Annotated in this window: 18 protein-coding genes; 12 read left to right on the plus strand and 6 right to left on the minus strand. The window is 38.1% G+C overall.

What is annotated here, in order from left to right:
• Together MKX96_RS00640 and MKX96_RS00645 are read left to right on the plus strand one after the other, a co-directional pair.
• Positions 1–363 (plus strand): DUF779 domain-containing protein, encoded by a 363-nt coding sequence (locus MKX96_RS00640; protein WP_251555634.1) that lies wholly within the window; start codon positions 1–3, stop codon positions 361–363.
• Positions 364–556: 193 nt separating this feature from the next.
• Positions 557–1,288, plus strand: coding sequence for an NADPH-dependent oxidoreductase (locus tag MKX96_RS00645; RefSeq protein ID WP_298474014.1), 732 nt, complete (start codon positions 557–559; stop codon positions 1,286–1,288).
• Positions 1,289–1,341: 53 nt separating this feature from the next.
• On the opposite strand, the gene MKX96_RS00650 is transcribed toward MKX96_RS00645, so the two are convergent.
• The 4 genes from MKX96_RS00650 to MKX96_RS00665 all read right to left on the minus strand — a co-directional run bounded on the left by MKX96_RS00650 (position 1,342) and on the right by MKX96_RS00665 (position 4,738).
• Entirely contained in the window at positions 1,342–2,424 is a 1,083-nt protein-coding gene (locus MKX96_RS00650) for a CAP domain-containing protein (RefSeq protein WP_298474017.1), read from the minus strand.
• Between the two features lie 17 nt (positions 2,425–2,441).
• Complete coding sequence (locus MKX96_RS00655; protein WP_251555631.1) at positions 2,442–2,978, minus strand: superoxide dismutase family protein; 537 nt, start codon at positions 2,976–2,978, stop codon at positions 2,442–2,444.
• A gap of 173 nt (positions 2,979–3,151) precedes the next feature.
• On the minus strand, positions 3,152–4,327 hold the full coding sequence (locus MKX96_RS00660; protein ID WP_340881311.1) for an MFS transporter: 1,176 nt from the start codon (positions 4,325–4,327) through the stop codon (positions 3,152–3,154).
• 6 nt (positions 4,328–4,333) lie between these two features.
• Positions 4,334–4,738 (minus strand): MarR family winged helix-turn-helix transcriptional regulator, encoded by a 405-nt coding sequence (locus MKX96_RS00665; RefSeq protein ID WP_340881313.1) that lies wholly within the window; start codon positions 4,736–4,738, stop codon positions 4,334–4,336.
• A 381-nt stretch (positions 4,739–5,119) separates the two neighbouring features.
• Here MKX96_RS00665 and MKX96_RS00670 point away from each other — a divergent pair, with 381 nt between their 5' ends.
• A complete protein-coding gene (locus tag MKX96_RS00670) occupies positions 5,120–5,371 on the plus strand; it encodes a hypothetical protein (RefSeq protein ID WP_340881315.1) in 252 nt (83 codons plus the stop codon).
• Positions 5,372–5,445: 74 nt separating this feature from the next.
• On the opposite strand, the gene MKX96_RS00675 is transcribed toward MKX96_RS00670, so the two are convergent.
• Positions 5,446–6,618 (minus strand): alanyl-tRNA editing protein, encoded by a 1,173-nt coding sequence (locus MKX96_RS00675; protein ID WP_340881317.1) that lies wholly within the window; start codon positions 6,616–6,618, stop codon positions 5,446–5,448.
• A gap of 226 nt (positions 6,619–6,844) precedes the next feature.
• Here MKX96_RS00675 and MKX96_RS00680 point away from each other — a divergent pair, with 226 nt between their 5' ends.
• From MKX96_RS00680 to MKX96_RS00705, 6 genes are all read left to right on the plus strand, one after another.
• Positions 6,845–7,288, plus strand: a complete 444-nt coding sequence (locus tag MKX96_RS00680; protein ID WP_169359421.1) for an ASCH domain-containing protein — start codon at positions 6,845–6,847, stop codon at positions 7,286–7,288.
• Between the two features lie 14 nt (positions 7,289–7,302).
• A complete protein-coding gene (locus MKX96_RS00685; protein ID WP_340881320.1) occupies positions 7,303–7,965 on the plus strand; it encodes a glyoxalase in 663 nt (220 codons plus the stop codon).
• Between the two features lie 141 nt (positions 7,966–8,106).
• Entirely contained in the window at positions 8,107–10,722 is a 2,616-nt protein-coding gene (locus tag MKX96_RS00690) for a calcium-translocating P-type ATPase, PMCA-type (RefSeq protein ID WP_340881322.1), read from the plus strand.
• 24 nt (positions 10,723–10,746) lie between these two features.
• The gene (locus MKX96_RS00695) at positions 10,747–11,766 is read left to right on the plus strand and encodes a serine hydrolase domain-containing protein (RefSeq protein ID WP_340881323.1); all 1,020 of its coding nucleotides are present in this window, start codon (positions 10,747–10,749) and stop codon (positions 11,764–11,766) included.
• Positions 11,767–12,050: 284 nt separating this feature from the next.
• Positions 12,051–12,344, plus strand: coding sequence for a DUF6509 family protein (locus MKX96_RS00700; RefSeq protein WP_169359418.1), 294 nt, complete (start codon positions 12,051–12,053; stop codon positions 12,342–12,344).
• A gap of 334 nt (positions 12,345–12,678) precedes the next feature.
• A complete protein-coding gene (locus MKX96_RS00705; RefSeq protein ID WP_240949693.1) occupies positions 12,679–14,217 on the plus strand; it encodes a Mur ligase family protein in 1,539 nt (512 codons plus the stop codon).
• Positions 14,218–14,264: 47 nt separating this feature from the next.
• On the opposite strand, the gene rluF is transcribed toward MKX96_RS00705, so the two are convergent.
• Complete coding sequence (rluF, locus tag MKX96_RS00710) at positions 14,265–14,969, minus strand: 23S rRNA pseudouridine(2604) synthase RluF (protein WP_169359433.1); 705 nt, start codon at positions 14,967–14,969, stop codon at positions 14,265–14,267.
• A gap of 94 nt (positions 14,970–15,063) precedes the next feature.
• Here rluF and MKX96_RS00715 point away from each other — a divergent pair, with 94 nt between their 5' ends.
• The 3 genes from MKX96_RS00715 (at position 15,064) to MKX96_RS00725 (ending at position 16,969) form a co-directional block, all read left to right on the plus strand.
• Positions 15,064–16,026 (plus strand): DUF4003 family protein, encoded by a 963-nt coding sequence (locus MKX96_RS00715; protein WP_169359416.1) that lies wholly within the window; start codon positions 15,064–15,066, stop codon positions 16,024–16,026.
• A 93-nt stretch (positions 16,027–16,119) separates the two neighbouring features.
• Complete coding sequence (locus MKX96_RS00720) at positions 16,120–16,578, plus strand: acyl-CoA thioesterase (protein ID WP_169359432.1); 459 nt, start codon at positions 16,120–16,122, stop codon at positions 16,576–16,578.
• Positions 16,579–16,594: 16 nt separating this feature from the next.
• Positions 16,595–16,969 carry a hypothetical protein gene (locus MKX96_RS00725; RefSeq protein ID WP_169359415.1) on the plus strand — a complete coding sequence of 125 codons (375 nt, stop codon included), beginning with the start codon at positions 16,595–16,597 and terminating at the stop codon, positions 16,967–16,969.
• The last annotated feature ends 67 nt before the right edge of the window (positions 16,970–17,036 follow it).

Here is a 17,036-nt window from a genome sequence, read left to right on the forward strand (position 1 = left end):
ATGGTCGAAAGGGTCATCGCAACAGATGCTTCACTAGAGCTAATCGAGCAATTGAAAATTAAGCACGGTCCCTTAATGTTTCATCAATCAGGAGGGTGCTGTGACGGGTCCTCTCCTATGTGCTATCCCAATGGGGAGCTAATTGTCGGAGATCAGGATATCCTCTTGGGACATATTGGGGATGTTCCGTTTTACATGCACAAGAATCAGTTTGAATACTGGAAGCATACCCAGCTAATCATTGATGTGGTAGAGGGAAGAGGAGGAATGTTTTCTTTAGAAGGAGTAGAGGGCAAACGATTCCTAACAAGATCTCGGGCATTTACCTCTGACGAGAACACTCAGCTTAGTAGTTATGAATAATGGAAATAAGCACAGTAATGGTATCCCCTTCCTGTGCTTATTTGTAATTGACTCAACAAACACTGCAGAGCCCATAGCTTGTTACTTGCCGTCTTTAATAGCCATTCCGTTTCCTTAGAGTGTGATTTGTTTCATTCTTAAAATAAATTAAGCTATACTTACTTTAGAAAAAACAACGAAAGAAGGAATACGAATGGTTAAAGAACTGTTACGAGCGCATGCTTCTGTGAGAAAATATAAAGACTATAAGTTGCCGAGAGAAGAAGTAGTAGAGCTTATAGAAACTGCTCAACATGCTGCCAGCTCCCACTTCGTACAAGCCTATAGCGTGATATGGGTTTCCGATGAGGAGAAAAAAGAAGAACTAGGTAGACTATCCAAAAACCCTACTCAATTTGCTACTGCAGGAGCAGCTCTTCTAATGTGTGCAGACTTCAATCGCTTACAAGCGGCTGGCAAAATTCAAGAAAAAGAAATAACGATTGATACGGTTGAAAATGTAATTGTCGGAACAGTAGACGTAGCCCTGTTCGCGCAAAATCTTGTTATTGCTGCCGAAGACAAAGGCTATGGCATCTGCTACATAGGTGGGGTAAGAAATGCATTAGATGAAATTAGTACTTTGTTTAATCTGCCAGAAGGGGTATTTCCACTCTTTGCAATTACACTAGGTGTGCCTGACCAACAAAATGAGGTGAAGCCACGTCTACCAGTGGAGGCCATTCTCCACGAAAATGATTATAATTCTGGTAAATACGGAGAGCTTCTCAAAGAGTATGATGAAACGATGAAGGAATATTACTTGAGTCGTGGATCTAACCAAAAAGTATCTACTTGGACAAGTCAAATGGCAGACTTCCTAGAAAGTCCTCGCAGACCCCATGTGAGAGATTTCTTAGCAAGTAAAGGATTTAACTTAAAGTAAGTGAAATTTAGAAGAGAGGATCCGACATTAGTCGTGATCCTCTCTATAGCTTTTTACTGTGTAAAAAAGTTTTCAGTGTAGTAGGGTGTAGCAGTATCATTAAAAGCAGTTCCGACTCCTAAGTTCCTGTAATTTGGACTGAGAATATTTTTACGATGACCAAGTGAGTTCATCAATCCCTCATGGGCAAATATACTGCTGCTTTGTCCGTATGCTAAATTTTCACCAGCATAGGTAAAGCTAAGACCGTCCTGCTCCATTCGATCAAAAGGAGTTAGCCCCTGTAAGTTGTCATGACTAAAATAATTATGGACAGCCATATCCTCACTATGCTTCCGAGCGGTGTCACTTACTGATTCATCGTACGCAAGGATAGGTAAACCACGAATCGCACGAGCAGCATTTGTTAAATCGAAAAGCTGATATTCAAATCCTTTTTTCAATTCCTCAGAAGGCTCACCAAATGTTTTTTTATGATTTTTTTCCACGGATTCCTCTACAATTTGTATTGCTGTAATAGTACTGCTCTCATGTATATCATAAAAAAAAGTAACATAGTTGTTATTGACCAAAAACAAATCATATTCCCCCGAGTCTGGGAGTATATAGACGATGTTACCCTTTTTTAAACGTTTGATAGGTTCTCCTAAAGCAGCAAGCACCTGCTCTCTATTACTATCCATAGTCATCCCTAAAAACATGGAGTTAGAGGGCTGATTAGTGAACATGGCATTTACCTTATTTTGAGAATCATAAGAAACCATCATGAAATTTTGATAGTTTTCATGGTGAGTATGCCAAACTAACCCGTATTCGTTTAGACTAACTCTTTGAGCTTTTCCATATATCGTTTCAATCTCGCTTTTTTTCATACCCATCTTAATCTGATCTAGCTCAATGCCTGCATCAGAAAGAGGAATGTTCGTTTTAGTTGGGGAGGAAGTAGGATTAGATTTCATCTCTTGCCAGTAAGCCTTCGCTTCATTTAGATACTGACCAACCTCCATAGACTCTATCCATTCATCTACAGGCTGAAGAAAAGAAAGATCAACATATTCAGTTGTATATTCCTCCCACAAAGGTCTGGAGAAGAAAATGGCTACTAACAAAAGAAGAAACCAGCCTACTTTTCTCACGTGTTTCACACTCCAACTTATTTCTTAATTTCTCCGCATACAATTCTTTTGCCAGAATTACCTGCAGGATCGGTTTTATAGTCATCAGCACTTTCATGAATAACAATAGCACTACCATCAGCATCTAACAAAGAATTACTTTTCCCTTGAGTTAACACTACAGCAGGTGAAATAGTTTCTAACTCAACAGTTCCATCCTTGTCTATTTCAATATTGGGTAGATCTCCGGCATGATACCCCTTATGATTTTGAAATCCATGCTCTTTTCCAGTAGGATTAAAATGACCTCCGGCGGATTCAAACGTTGGTTTTTCACAGCTAGCCTTCTCATGAAAATGGATGGCCTTAATTCCAGGAGCTAACCCCTCTGCTTTTAATAAAATATGGGTACCCTTGGAGGTTTCTGAAAGCGTTGCAGTTCCTACTTGTTTACCTTCTGAATTCATCAATGAAACATCCACCATCTCACCTTTATCTGCATCAACTGAAGAAAAGCTACACCCTGCCAATAAAACGCTAGTAATTACTAAAGTAACTGTAATATGTTTATACACTTATGTCCCTCCTAATTTTACATTTTTAAGTCCACATAAGTCTTACCAAATATAGGGTTTATATACATCTATTTAAATAAAAAGCACAATGCAGTCGACTTCTGCATTGTGCTTTTTATAATATAAACGGATTAACTCGGAACAAAGCGTTTGTCCCTCAAAAGGCATTAAGCTTAGCGATTAAGGTTTGCTCTCAATCGCTTCATTTGCATTAAGAATACAATCAAGGTCAAGGCAACAATACCGCTAGATAGCAGGTAAAGCCCTTGATACCCAAGTTTCGATGCAACAATTCCGAGGATGAAAGAACCTATAGCAATACCAGTATCGAACAATGTAAAGAAGGTAGCTGTTGCATAGCCACTTCTCTCATGAGTAGTCGATTGTATAGCTAGTGTTTGGAAGCTAGGCACAATCGCTCCATATCCTAAACCAATAAAAGCGCCAGACAATAAGAATGTAAAGGGACTATCCATATATGCTAATAAAATAAGTCCACACATAAAGAAGACTAATCCCGGTATTATTATGTATCTTGGTCCTTTTTCATCAAAAATTCTTCCGGTAAATGGTCTACTTACAAGCATCACAATAGCAAAAACTGCAAAGAAGCTACTAGTTAGATACAACAAATCTTTTTGTTGGGAGTATATAGAAAGATAAGATAGAATGCTTGCGTATGAAAAAGCGACTAAGCTCCCGATTAATGCGATTGGTAAAGATTTCTTTTCAAAAAGATCGTTTAAAGTCATTTTTGCTCTGACAGGTGGCACGGCTGGCTGTTTCTCAGGTGGAATGGATAATGCCGTTAAAGCACCAATTAATAAAAGTAGACTCATAGCTATAAAGAAAATATCATATGAGAAGTACTGAACAATCGTCAAAGCGATGAAGGGACCTACTACTACAGCTAAATTTGTAGACATAGTAAAGTATCCTAATCCTGCACCACGTCTAGATGGTGGAATATTGTCTGCAGCAAGGGAGCCACTGGCGGTTGTAGCGATACTAAACCAAATACCTTGGACAAAGCGCAAAATAAGCAAGATACTAAAGGGTTCTATGAAGTAATACATAACTGTGCAAATCAAGTATAAAAATAAACTGATCCATAGCATCTTTCTCTTACCGGCTAAATCTAAAAGCTTACCGGTAAACGGACGCATAATAATTGCAGAAATTAAAAAAATGGTCATTAGTAAACCGGCATCTTCATCCGAACGCTCTAATACATCGGTAGCGTAAAGAGGAAGAACAGTTACTAAGCCATAGAAGATGATAAATATGGAGAAGTTTGTACTGAACAAACTGATAAAAGGTTTAGTCCATATTGGTTCCTTGTTAGTCAAAAAACATTACTCCTTATTAATTTTTTTTAACAACTCCATTAAAAGCTGTTGGTCTTCTTTAGACAGGGCAGAAATCATTTCGTTTTCGAAAGCATTCATAGAGTTTTCAATAGTAGGAAAGGTTTCTAGCGCTTTGGTTGAAAGTCTTACTATTTTTTCACGACGGTCTTTTCCAGCCTTTATGTCTAGCCAACCTAAAACAGCCAATCGATTGACTGTACGAGTGATCGTAGGGGCTTCCACATTTAAATACTTCCAAATTTGAGTCAGTGTCATTTCGTTATGTCGATAGACGCAATTCAAGACAGACCATTGAGATGAATAAAGATTATAATCCTTTAGCGTTTTGTTTACCTCATACGATAAATAACGAGTCTTTTGGAAAAGCTCATGAATAAGTGGATTTGTCATCTTCTAGCTCCTTGTCTGGAAAATTATTTAACTAGCTAAGTTTTATTTTAATCCTCATTATACACTTTGTAAAGTGGGAGAAAACTGGAGAAATAAGAAAAAGCCGAGAAGACTCGGCTTTTTAAAAGCATTGAAAAGATGTTATTCTTCCTAGGTCTGTACCGTAGAAGGTCCAACGAAAACCATTCCAGCGAAAACCAGAAACTGAATTTCTACCAACATAGGTTGGGTAAATCCAAAAGCCTCTTCCGTTATTTAACCAAATATAAGTGTTCCGGAACAAGCAATTTCTAATAGCGCCAGGGTCAACCGCAAACACGCCTACATCCTGTCTTTGTTGAGGAATAAACGAGGGCGGAGGGCTAGTAGGTGGCCCTCCTTGTGTATTTTGTCCTGGAGGCCTACCTGGTGTACCTGGAGTCTGCCCGCCACCTGGCGGTCTATTTGGAAATCCAGGCATCCCTGGCGAGCCCGGAAAACCCGGAGACCCTGGAAAACCTGGCGAACCCGGTGATCCTGGAAAACCTGGTATACCCGGAAAGCCACCTGGCCCTCCTGGCGGTCTTCCTGTGCTTCCAGGTCCACCAGGTGGTCTTCCCGGAAATCCGCCGGGAAATAAACCCGGAAAATTAAATTGATTCGTCAAAATAATATCCTCCTTCTACTTAGTCAAGTTAGTATATGTAGAAGGAGCTTTTATGGCACGGCTACTTAATGTAAGTTAAAGCCTTATTTAAGAGCTCTGTACTAGAGAGCGCTGCTTCGCCTCCACCTTGGGCAAGTGTATCGTTTCCTCCACCCTTACCATTAATTAGAGGAAGTAGCTGTAGAAGCAATGCTTTCATACTCTCTTCTCTATTTGTACCACGGGCAGTTACGATTTGAAGCTTTTCTTCATTGTGTGAAACTAATACACATAGGGAGGAAGGGGATTCCTCTACAAGGAAGCGAGCAAGCCTTTGTAGATCCTGAATAGTTCTATTTTCAAAAGTAACACCTACTATATCGTTAATAGATTGTTTTAATAACTCCTTGGCTTCGAACTTTAAAAGCTCCTGTTTGTGCTCATTTAATAGCTTTTCTAAAGTTTTGTTAGTATGCAATAGGTTATTTGCAGCATCGACTAGCTTTTCCTCTGGTGAACTCAGCTTGCTAATTAGGCTAAGTAATACATCCTGCTTACGGTCAAGTTGTGTTAACACTCTTTTACCGCAGACAAATTCCACTCGAATATGCCGTTTTTGTTTCTCTGTCTGTAGGATTTTAATGGAACCTACTTGTCCAGTCGAAGATGGATGAGTGCCGCCGCAAGCGTTGTAATCGAAATCAGGAATAATGACTAAACGGATATCTTCCTTAATACTAGTTGCTTTACGTAATTTGTATTGAGTAAGCTCATCTTCTGTCACCCACTTTGTTTCAATAGCGCGGTTTTCAAGAATTATTTGATTAGCTAATTCTTCTACTTTTTTCAATTGCTCCTCAGTAACTTCGGTTGTATCTAAATCAATTGTTGCAGTTTCTTTACCAAGGTGGAAGCTTACTGTTTGCATTTGGAAAAGCTCCGCAAAGGCTGCAGATAAGATGTGCTGACCGGCATGCTGCTGCATATGGTCGAAACGTCTCCTCCAGTTAATACTCCCCTTCACTTCTATGGACTGAGAATCTAATGGCTCAGCTAGAAAATGTCTTATTTCTCCATCTATAATCTCTACGTTGACTACGGAAATATCATTTAGACTACCAATATCACATGGTTGGCCGCCTCCAGTAGGATAGAAAGCTGTTTCTGAAATTATTACATATTCCGGTTCTTTTTTTATGATAGAGGCAGTAAAAGTAGTTAGGTAAGGATCTTCGTAATATAATTTGTTAGTCATTTCATTAGCTCCCTTATGTAGGATGTCCTGATCGCTTTATTAACGATTGCATCCCTGTATGTTTGTTCTTCTTGTCTTACTGTATACACTAATATCTTATAAATCCTCCATTACTTCTAGTTAGTTCTGGTAACCTTGAAAGAAATAGTGAAAATATCAATAGTATTTTGAAAAATCCTTCTCTATACTAAAATTAACGAAATATTAAATAAAAGAGGTAATCCATATGAATGTAGCTGCTAGAGAATACTGGAACAGTTTTTGGAAAGACAAAGAGTATGAGCCCAAGGTCTCCGCTTGGCAATTTGGAGAAGATGCGGACACTTTGGCACAACTAGTTGTAAACAGAATAAAAACTGCTACTTGTTCCGCTCATATTCTATATGAAAAAGAAAATGAGCCACTTCCACAGGTTGGTGAGTATAATATTATCTTAAATACCAAGGATGAACCAGTTTGTATTATAAAAACAAAGGATGTCACCATTAAACCGATGAATAGAATTTCTGAAGAATTTGCGCATGCAGAGGGTGAAGGAGACAGAAGTTATAATTACTGGAAAAAAACCCACATAAATTTTTTCACAAATGAATTAGACAAAGTTGGGTTGAAGTTTGAAGAAGATTTATTGTTAGTCTGTGAACGATTTGAAGTAATTGATGTTAAATAAAAAGGGGTGCGAGTATGTTTAAAACAGTAACTATGTATACAAATAAGTTGCAGGAGCTGCGAGGATTTTATGGGAATGTGCTAGAGCTCAATGTTACAGCAGCAGATGACCATTACTTTCAAGTAGAAATTGGCGAGTCTACTCTTATTTTTCAAGAATCAGAACATGCTTCGTTGTATCACTTTGCGATTAATATTCCAGGCAATCAATACACACTTGCTAAACTTTGGGCAAAGGAAAGAGTTGTGCTAAATAGAGAGGATGGGTTAGACGATATATACTATAGTCGGTTTGACGCAGACGCATTCTATTTTGAGGACCCGGCTGGTAATGTAATCGAATTTATAGCTAGAAGACATGTAGATAAATGGAGTGACTTCAGTATTGAATCCTTACTGAACATAAGTGAGGTAAGTATAACAACTCCTTTTGTAAAACAGGTAGGAGAACAGCTTCAAAATCTAGGTATTGCTGTGTCGGGTCATGTTCGGATCGAGCCTGAGGAGCTAAACTTTATAGGTAGAAAAGATACATTTATATTACTCGTCCCTCCACAACGCAGATGGTATTTCTCTAGAAAGATGAGTGTTACCTCTCCAATAGACATTCATTTTACGAATGGTAAAAGAGTTGCAATTAATGAAAAAGGCGAGTTATCAGAGGATGAGAGCGGCTAGCTAACACTTCTAGTGTTACAGTCGCCTTTTTTTAGAATGTCGCTTTTTTAGACCCTAAAGTACGACTGATATTTAAAATTATTTACATTATAGTTTTTTCTAGGGGAAAGATATATACATAAAAAGGAGGTACGAAAACTCATGTGGTATAAAAAAAAGACGGAAGATATAGCAACAGAGCTTCAAGTTAATGTACAAGCTGGTCTAACCACAGATGAAGCACGACAGAGATTAGAGAAAAATGGTCCGAACCGTTTAGCAGCTGCTAAAAAGAAGTCATGGCTAGAAAGAATTTTTGCCCAAATTAATAATGTTCTTATTTATGTACTTATTGTTGCTGCCGCAGTTTCAGCTTTTGTAGGAGAAGTGGCAGACGCAATTATTATTGGGATAGTAGTTATTATCAATGCAGTTGTAGGTGTCATTCAAGAGTCAAAAGCAGAGGAAGCATTAGAAGCACTAAAAAATATGTCCACTCCAAAGGCTGTAGTCAAAAGGGATGGTCAATCTAAAGAGATAGATTCGATTGAAGTAGTAACGGGTGACATTATTGTGGTAGGCGCGGGATCGTATATACCATGTGATATTAGGTTAATTGAATCCGCCAATCTTAAAGTAGAGGAAGCAGCTTTAACTGGAGAATCTGTTCCCGTTGAAAAGGATGCACATGTAAAGCTTAATACAGAGGAAAAGACAATTCCTTTAGGCGATCAAAAAAATATGTTATTCATGTCCACCCTAGTTACAGCCGGTAGAGGAACAGGCGTAGCAGTAGGAACAGGTATGAACACCCAAATTGGTAAAATAGCAGGCATGCTACATACGGGGGATGAGCAAACTCCATTACAAAAAAGCCTAGCTCAAGTTGGTAAGTATTTAGGTTTTGCAGCAATGGGGATATCCTTGCTGATTTTCTTAATCGGAATGATTCAAGGAAGAGATTTACTAGAAATGTTCATGATTGCGATCAGTCTTGCAGTTGCTGCTATTCCTGAAGGTATGCCGGCTATAGTCTCTATTGTGTTGGCAATTGGTGTACAAAGAATGATTAAACAACATGTAATCATTCGTAAGCTCCCAGCGGTTGAGGCTTTAGGATCCGTAAATGTAATCTGTTCTGATAAGACGGGCACGCTTACGCAAAACAAAATGACCGTAACAAAGTTTTTCTTAAATGGAGAGAACCAGGAAATTGCTAATCTAAAAAAGGCTAGTACTGGGCATGAACGTTTAATGAGAATTTTTGTTTTGTGTAATGATGCTACTTATACGAAAGGTGCTGAAACAGGTGATCCAACTGAAATTGCGTTAATCGCTGCAGGAGCGAGCCATGGGATAGACAAAAATGTCCTCGAAGCTGAGCTAAAGAGAGTCGCAGAGATTCCATTTGACTCGGAACGAAAGTTAATGACGACGATCCACGAGTCTGAAGACGGCTATTACTATATGACCAAAGGGGCAATAGATCGATTACTTGGTCGTTGTAATAGAATTTGGAGTAATGGAGAAGTTAAACCATTAACTGAAGAGGATAAAGTAATCATTTTAAATGCATCTCACTCGATGTCTAGCGAGGCACTGCGAGTGTTAGCTGCGGCATATAAGGTGGATGCGGAGATAGTGCTGGAGCAGGCTGAAAATGACCTTATTTTCGTTGGATTCGTTGGGATGATTGACCCTCCTAGATTAGAAGTTAAAGACTCTATTGCACTATGTAAGAGTGCAGGTATTCGTACGGTAATGATTACGGGAGATCACAAGGACACTGCATTTGCTATTGCTAAGGATCTTGGAATTGCTTCTTCTGATGCGGAGGTCATGGAGGGCGTTGAAATAGACTCCTTAGACCAAGAACAATTGGTTAAGACATGCCAAAACATCAATGTATTTGCTCGTGTTTCTCCAGAGCACAAGGTGAAAATTGTCCAAGCAATGAAGGCTGCTGGTAATACGGTTTCGATGACAGGAGATGGAGTGAACGATGCACCATCCTTAAAAGAGGCAGATATAGGAGTTGCTATGGGTATAACCGGAACGGATGTAGCAAAAGGTGCCTCAGACATGGTACTTACAGATGATAATTTTTCTTCCATCGTAAAAGCGGTTGAAGAAGGTAGAAATATTTATAAAAATATTAAAAAATCTATTATCTTCCTTTTGTCTTGTAATCTTGGGGAAATCATTGCATTGTTTTTTGCGATTATTGCTGGATGGCCCACTCCTTTACGTTCTATTCATATTTTATGGATTAACCTGGTGACGGATACTTTCCCAGCTCTGGCTCTTGGGATGGATCCTGAGGAACCGGGAGTGATGAAGGAAAAACCCAGACCTAAAAAGGAACAATTATTTCATGGAATGATTCCTTTCTTATTGCTAAACGGTCTATTAATAGGTATTGCAACTTTAGTGGCATTTTTAATTGGGCTAGAGGGAGTTACGAATAATGTGTCCGAAGAAGTACTGACACATGCTCAGACGATGGCCTTTATCACTTTAAGCTTTTCTCAGCTAGTTCATTCCTTAAATTTCCGATCTATGAACCAGTCAGTGTTTAAAGCGGGGTTGTTTAAAAACAAGTTATTAATATATTCTATTTTGTTAGGTGTTGTCTTACAGGTGCTCATTGTTTCAATTGGACCTATTGCAGATGTGTTTAGTGTACAGTCGCTACAGCTAGAAGACTGGTTAATTGTTATTGGGCTTAGCTTACTACCATTAATCGTGAACGAGGTAGTAAAGATTTTTAGAAAATAGAAATAATCTTCAGGGGGAAATATTATGGGAGAGATGAACAAGCAACAAATAGAAGTGACTCAAAAAGAATCGCAGTTTTCAGGAAGTATTCTATTGAAAAGTAAGGATTCCTCGCTAGTAGAGACTAGTTTTGGGTATGCTAACCGCTCCGATTTGCTACTTAACACAATAGATACCAGGTTTGGTATTGCATCTGGGTGCAAAATTTTTACTGCGGTTGCCATTAGCCAGTTAGTAGAGGCAGGGAAATTAGCTTATGACCAAAAATTAAAGGATTGTACGTCCATCACTCTTCCTCACTTTGATAATTCAATAACTATTCATCACTTACTGACACATACTTCTGGAGTCCCAGACTATTTTGATGAAGAAGTGATGGATGACTTTGAAGAGCTTTGGATTGAAAAGCCGATGTACCATATGCGTAAGTTAGAGGACTTCTTACCATTATTTCAGAATGGTAAGATGAGATTTACGCCAGGAGAACAATTTCATTACAACAACGCAGGTTATATCTTACTTGGTTTAATCGTAGAAGAAACTACAGGGCTTTCGTTTCAACGATATGTAGAAAAAAATATTTTTGAGAAAGCGGGAATGAAGGACTCAGGGTATTTTCCGATGGATGCCTTACCAAATAATACGGCAATAGGTTATATAGACTATGAGGATGGATCATGGAAAACTAATATTTATTCTCTACCCGTCCTAGGCGGGTCGGATGGAGGAGCTTTTACAACGGCTCAGGATATGCTTCATTTTTGGGATGCCCTCCTAGACAATAAACTATTAGAAGAGCAAACAACGGCAGCCTTACTCCAACCATACGTAAAAGAACAGGATGATGATTACTATGGATATGGGGTATGGATAAAGAAAGACGGGAACAATATTAGCAAGTACCACGTAATGGGATATGACCCTGGAGTTAGCTTTCACTCGGCGTACTATCCTGCTCAACAACTTAAATTAGCTATCTGCTCTAATAAGTCCAAGGGTGCTTTTGCTATGATGAAAGTGTTGGAGCAAATGTACTGCCTTTAAATATTATTTGCGTTGCTTTCGCTCCTCGCGTTGTTTACGTAAAAGGGAATAAGCAAGGTAAAGCATCGACAAGCCTAAGAGGAAAGATAGGATAGAATATACGATATTATTTAGACCTTCACCGAATACTAATACGAGAAGAAAAATAGGTACAAGTATATATATTATTTTTTCAGGGTTAAGCATGAGAGACTCTCTCCTTCTTTTTATAATCTCTCTATTATAGCGAACAAAATAAGAAAAAGCTCTGTAAAAATGATAAACTATAGACGGAGGTGGACTTTGTGAATATAACATCTTATGAGGTTGAAAAGATAAAGGACCCAACAGGAATAATTGCTGGGGATCGATATGAATTTTTATTAGGCTTTGAAGTTCCAGAGGATGACGAGTTATTTGAAGAGGCAAGCTCTTTAGATTTAAGAGTTATTTTAGCTGTTTTAGATACGGGGTCAAAAATTGTTCAATATCACATTCTTGATCGCAGTAATGGAAAAGTATTAGACTACGGATTAGAAGAAAATGAAGAGTCTGTAGTTCTTGCTTTTTGCATGGAACACTATAACGAGGCGGAATAACGCAACTAGCCTCAAATAATGAGAAACGTGAAATCGTTAGGATATCACGTTTTTTCATTTGAGGCGAAGGTAGACAGATTAAGGGCGAGATGCCTAGACGAAAGATGTCTCGTTGTAAGTGAAAAATTGATTACTTTCTTCTCACGAAAAGCATATATTTTATGTCGCCATTCTTTCCAGGAACGGCCTGACTTTTTAACAAGAGAAATGATGGAATAGACTCAATTGAAGGACTATTAAGGAAATAGTTTTTGTATTTCCTTTTAGTTTCCTTCTTATTTGAATTGATGTAAACTTAACTGAGAAGATTTTACATATAAAGGTGGCTGTTTTGATGGAACTAACAAATTTGATGAATCAACTATCTATAATTGACGTCAAAAATGCTAAAAATATGAATATTACAGGACTTGCTTATAATTCACAGAAGGTGGAGAAGGGCCAAGTATTTGTTTGTATAAAAGGCTTTAAAGCGGACGGACATAAGTTTGCTGGACAAGCAGTGGAAAATGGTGCTGTAGCACTTGTGGTAGAGGAGTTTATAGATGCTTTAGAGGTTCCACAATATAAAGTTGGGGATGCACGTAAAGCTCTAGCTGCACTTGCTGCTGCTTACTATGATCATCCAACCCATAAGCTTAAAACGATAGGTATTACGGCAACTAATGGAAAGACATCAACCTCCTTTATGACTAATGCAATTTTAGAGAATCATGGTCTTAAAACAGGTCTAATGGGAACTGTCGTAGTTAAAATTGGTGATTATGCAGAGCCTTCTGAACTGACAACACCAGAATCGCTGGATCTACAGCGATTTTACGCTAAGATGGTCGATGAAGGCGTGACTCACGCTACTATGGAGGTTTCATCCTCTGCTTTAGAGTTAAAACGTGTAGGCTGTGTCGATTTTGACATTGTGACGTTAAACAATATAAGTCGAGAACATATCGACTTACATTCATCCTTTGAAAAATATTTTGAACATAAATCTAGTCTTATACGAGACGCTGGAGCAGACAAGGTAGCGATTCTGAATTTAGATGATGCTTATTCTGCCTCTCTAATTAACAAAACAAAGGCTACAGTTATTACTATTGGTGTAGAAGACCAATCGGCAGATGTAATATGTGAAGAATTGGATTTATCAACAGGAAGAGCAAAATTCAATCTAGTTATTCAACGTGATTTAGTTACAAATGATATGATCATACCCAAGCAACAATTTTCAATTGAGCTTTCTACACCGGGTTACCACTCCGTTTACAATTCCATGGTTAGTATTGTAGCCGGCTTGTTATGTGGTGTTCCAGTGGAGACCATCCAAAAAAGCCTCTCCGAATTTGTAGGGGTAGAAAGACGTTTTGAAATCATTTTTGAGGAAGATTTTAAAATTATAGATGACCACTTTGCAAATAGTGGGAACATAGATATCACACTTGGAACTTTAGAAAAAATGGATTTTAACCGCTTGTCCCTTGTATATGCAATTCGTGGAGATAGAGGGGTAACCGTCAATAGAGAAAATGCAGAAGCTATCGCTAAATGGGCACCAAGATTAGGTATTCATGAGATCACTGCTACCATTAGTAAATCCCACGTTACTAAGAAAGATGTTGTGTCTGAACAAGAGTTACAAGTATTTAAAGAAGTAATGGACGAAGCAGGCATTACGGTTCATTTATATGAAGAACTACCAGAGGCCATTAGCTTTGGCTTGAGTGAGGTGTCTGAAGGCGATCTTGTTCTGTTAGGTGGATGTCAAGGAATGGACTATGGTGCTAAGATTGCTTTAGAACAGCTAGAATCCCTTCGACCAGATGTAGATAAAAAGAAATTATTCCAACCATTAGAGAAACGTGTGGCTGGAAACTAGATAATAAAAGAAGCAGTCCGCATTTAAAATGGGGACTGCTTCTTTTATTATCGTTTAGGATGATAATCTAATTCCATAAATAGTTCTTTTCTTTCTTGCTCAGTTAAATCGCGCCATTCACCAATAGCAAGACCATCAATGGAAATGTTCATAATACGAACTCGTTGTAATCTCTTAACTGTAAATCCTAAGGCAGAACACATCCTACGTATTTGGCGATTTAAGCCTTGAGTTAAAATAATATTAAATGTTTTTGGTCCTATTTTTTTTACTTTACATGGTAAAGTAGTTGTATCAAGAATGTTAACTCCAGACGACATTTTTTCAATAAAAGTGTCTGTTATTTTCTCATTGACAGTTACAATATATTCTTTTTCATGCTTGTTTTCTGCCCGAAGAATTTCATTCACAATATCCCCATCGTTTGTTAGTAATATTAAGCCATCAGAATCTTTGTCTAAGCGACCAATATGGAAGATGCGGAGTGGGTGATTAACAAAGTCCACGATATTTCCTTTAATATTACGCTCTGTTGTGCTAGTTATACCTACTGGCTTATTTAAAGCAAGGTATACTAAAGGCTGCTCCACAGTTACCGGCTTTCCATCTACACGTACATCATCGCCAGTCTCTACTTTACTTCCTAGTTCAGCAACTGCCCCATTAATGGTAACCTTGCCCTCTGCTATCCATTTGTCTGCACCACGTCTAGATACTATGCCAGCCTCGCTTAAAAATTTATTTATACGCATCATTTAACACCTACTTTTCTTTGTGGTATTAGTATAACAAATTAGTGAAACTTTCATGGGTTTTAAGCAGTAAAAAAGTAAAGGAGTGGGTAAAATGATGAAAATACAAAAAGTAGAGCATAATTATAATAAGCTCAAAGAGATTTTAGGATGGTCAGTAGATAAAAGAGTAACACTGTCCCTTGCTGGCTATTATACGTCCCTAGAAAAAGATGTGGATTCAGTTCGCTTTAACAAGATAAAAGAGATTCTGAAGAACAGAGTAAGTGTGTTCTCTCCCTTGCGTTCCCACCTACAGCCATTATTTACTTCCGTTTTGGATGTAAGTGGCCAAGAACCGGAAGAAGCAATCGATCAGTTGTTACTGAAGGTAGAGGAATTGAAGAAAAAATCGTTTAAGATGAATGATTACACATACGTTGCTGCTCTAATGATGTCGGATGAATCAGATAAGTGGGATTTTGAAATCAGTAGAGCTATGGAGCTTATGTCAGCGATGAAGGTCCATCATCGTTTCTTAACTAATAGTGATGATTATCCATTTGCCATCTTTTTAGGTAAGCTGGAAGGGGATATTACAACGAGGGCAGCGACCATGAATAAATACTATGAGGAGTTAAAGAATCATAAATTTTATGCAGGAAATGAGCTCCAGTGGTTATCTCAAGTGCTTACTTATACAAATCCAGGGTATGATAAGGAAACAGTACCAAGGGTAGTGGTTATTAGGGATGGTTTTAAAAGTGTGAAGATAAAATTCTCTATTTCGCAATATCCACTTATTGGTTTTATGGCTGCTCTTAAATTAAACGAGAATCAGCTAATGGATATAGTAGAGACATACAGAGCATTGACTAATATGAAGCTTTTTACCTGGTACAAGGAATCAGCACTACCTATTGCTCTTGGACTGACTTTGAATCCTTCTAGGGACATACGTGAAACTACCGCAATATCAATGACTACCTCCCTTGAATTACTTTTGCAGGCTCAGCAGGCTATGATGATTTCATCTATTGCAGCGACAAGTTTCGCATCTTCTTCCAACTCAAATTAAAGAAGGAATGCTATACTAAGTAAGTAAGAATATAAGAAAGATCTATACATCGAAGTTAAACATCAAGGAGAGATTTTCGTGAATACTAATCCAATGAGTCAATCAAGAACAATTCAAACCCATTTAATCTTACCTCCAGATACTAATCATCATGAAACTATATTTGGTGGCAAGGTTTTAGCGTTTATAGATGAAATCGCAGCCATCACTGCGATGAAACATGCAAAAGGAGCTGTCGTGACCGCTTCTATTGATTCCGTAGACTTTTTATCTTCAGCAAAAGTTGGAGATGTAATTGAATTAGATGCAATTGTATCCTCAACGGGACGCAGTTCAATGGAGGTATACGTTCGCGTAACTTCCATGAATCTACTGACAGGAGAAGAAAAACTTACAACCGAATCATTCCTGACAATGGTTGCAGTAGATGAAGAGGGGAAACCAGTTCCAGTCCCGGGTATTCATCCAGAAAATGAGGATGAAAAACGTCTGTATGAAACTGGACCAGCAAGAAGGGCCCACCGTAAACAACGTCTAGCGATGAAATATTAAAAACCGAGGTGACTGTATGTTAAAGCTAATAGATGAGAATTATAAGTACTTAATGATTTTATTTCTTGGCATCTATTTAATAAATTCTATCTATCTCCATGAGATGACAATTACAATTATGGTTATCCTTTTGGTCATCATTTTAGAATTATTTATACACCGTCATCAAATGAAGCAACTTAGTTATATGCAGATTGCAATAATGGGTATTGTAGTTATTGCTGGAATCGCCGGACTCATCTATTTGCTAGTTACGCTTCAAATCTTCTTAAACCCATTTAATCTACCACACGCAGTAGAGACCATTTTAGTGGTATTATTTCTAGCGTTTGGCCTCTATATTTTGTGGCAATTTTTACGAAAACTGTTTAAGCGAGCATTAGAGCATTAAAAGAAGACCCTCCAAAAGAGAAATCTTTTAGGAGGGATTTTTTTATGAAACTATTTCCTGAAGGTTT

It is taken from the genome of Psychrobacillus sp. FSL W7-1493, assembly GCF_038004905.1.
GTDB lineage: Bacteria > Bacillota > Bacilli > Bacillales_A > Planococcaceae > Psychrobacillus.

Bases quoted from the DNA above. Each gene is read 5' to 3' on its own strand.
- MKX96_RS00675 (WP_340881317.1), bottom strand. From the start codon at position 6,618: ATGACTAACAAATTATATTACGAAGATCCTTACCTAACTACTTTTACT.
- MKX96_RS00695 (WP_340881323.1), top strand. From the start codon at position 10,747: ATGGGAGAGATGAACAAGCAACAAATAGAAGTGACTCAAAAAGAATCG.
- rluF (WP_169359433.1), bottom strand. From the start codon at position 14,969: ATGCGTATAAATAAATTTTTAAGCGAGGCTGGCATAGTATCTAGACGT.
- MKX96_RS00705 (WP_240949693.1), top strand. From the start codon at position 12,679: ATGGAACTAACAAATTTGATGAATCAACTATCTATAATTGACGTCAAA.
- MKX96_RS00685 (WP_340881320.1), top strand. From the start codon at position 7,303: ATGTTTAAAACAGTAACTATGTATACAAATAAGTTGCAGGAGCTGCGA.
- MKX96_RS00715 (WP_169359416.1), top strand. From the start codon at position 15,064: ATGATGAAAATACAAAAAGTAGAGCATAATTATAATAAGCTCAAAGAG.
- MKX96_RS00725 (WP_169359415.1), top strand. From the start codon at position 16,595: ATGTTAAAGCTAATAGATGAGAATTATAAGTACTTAATGATTTTATTT.
- MKX96_RS00720 (WP_169359432.1), top strand. From the start codon at position 16,120: ATGAGTCAATCAAGAACAATTCAAACCCATTTAATCTTACCTCCAGAT.
- MKX96_RS00680 (WP_169359421.1), top strand. From the start codon at position 6,845: ATGAATGTAGCTGCTAGAGAATACTGGAACAGTTTTTGGAAAGACAAA.
- MKX96_RS00690 (WP_340881322.1), top strand. From the start codon at position 8,107: ATGTGGTATAAAAAAAAGACGGAAGATATAGCAACAGAGCTTCAAGTT.
- MKX96_RS00645 (WP_298474014.1), top strand. From the start codon at position 557: ATGGTTAAAGAACTGTTACGAGCGCATGCTTCTGTGAGAAAATATAAA.
- MKX96_RS00640 (WP_251555634.1), top strand. From the start codon at position 1: ATGGTCGAAAGGGTCATCGCAACAGATGCTTCACTAGAGCTAATCGAG.
- MKX96_RS00665 (WP_340881313.1), bottom strand. From the start codon at position 4,738: ATGACAAATCCACTTATTCATGAGCTTTTCCAAAAGACTCGTTATTTA.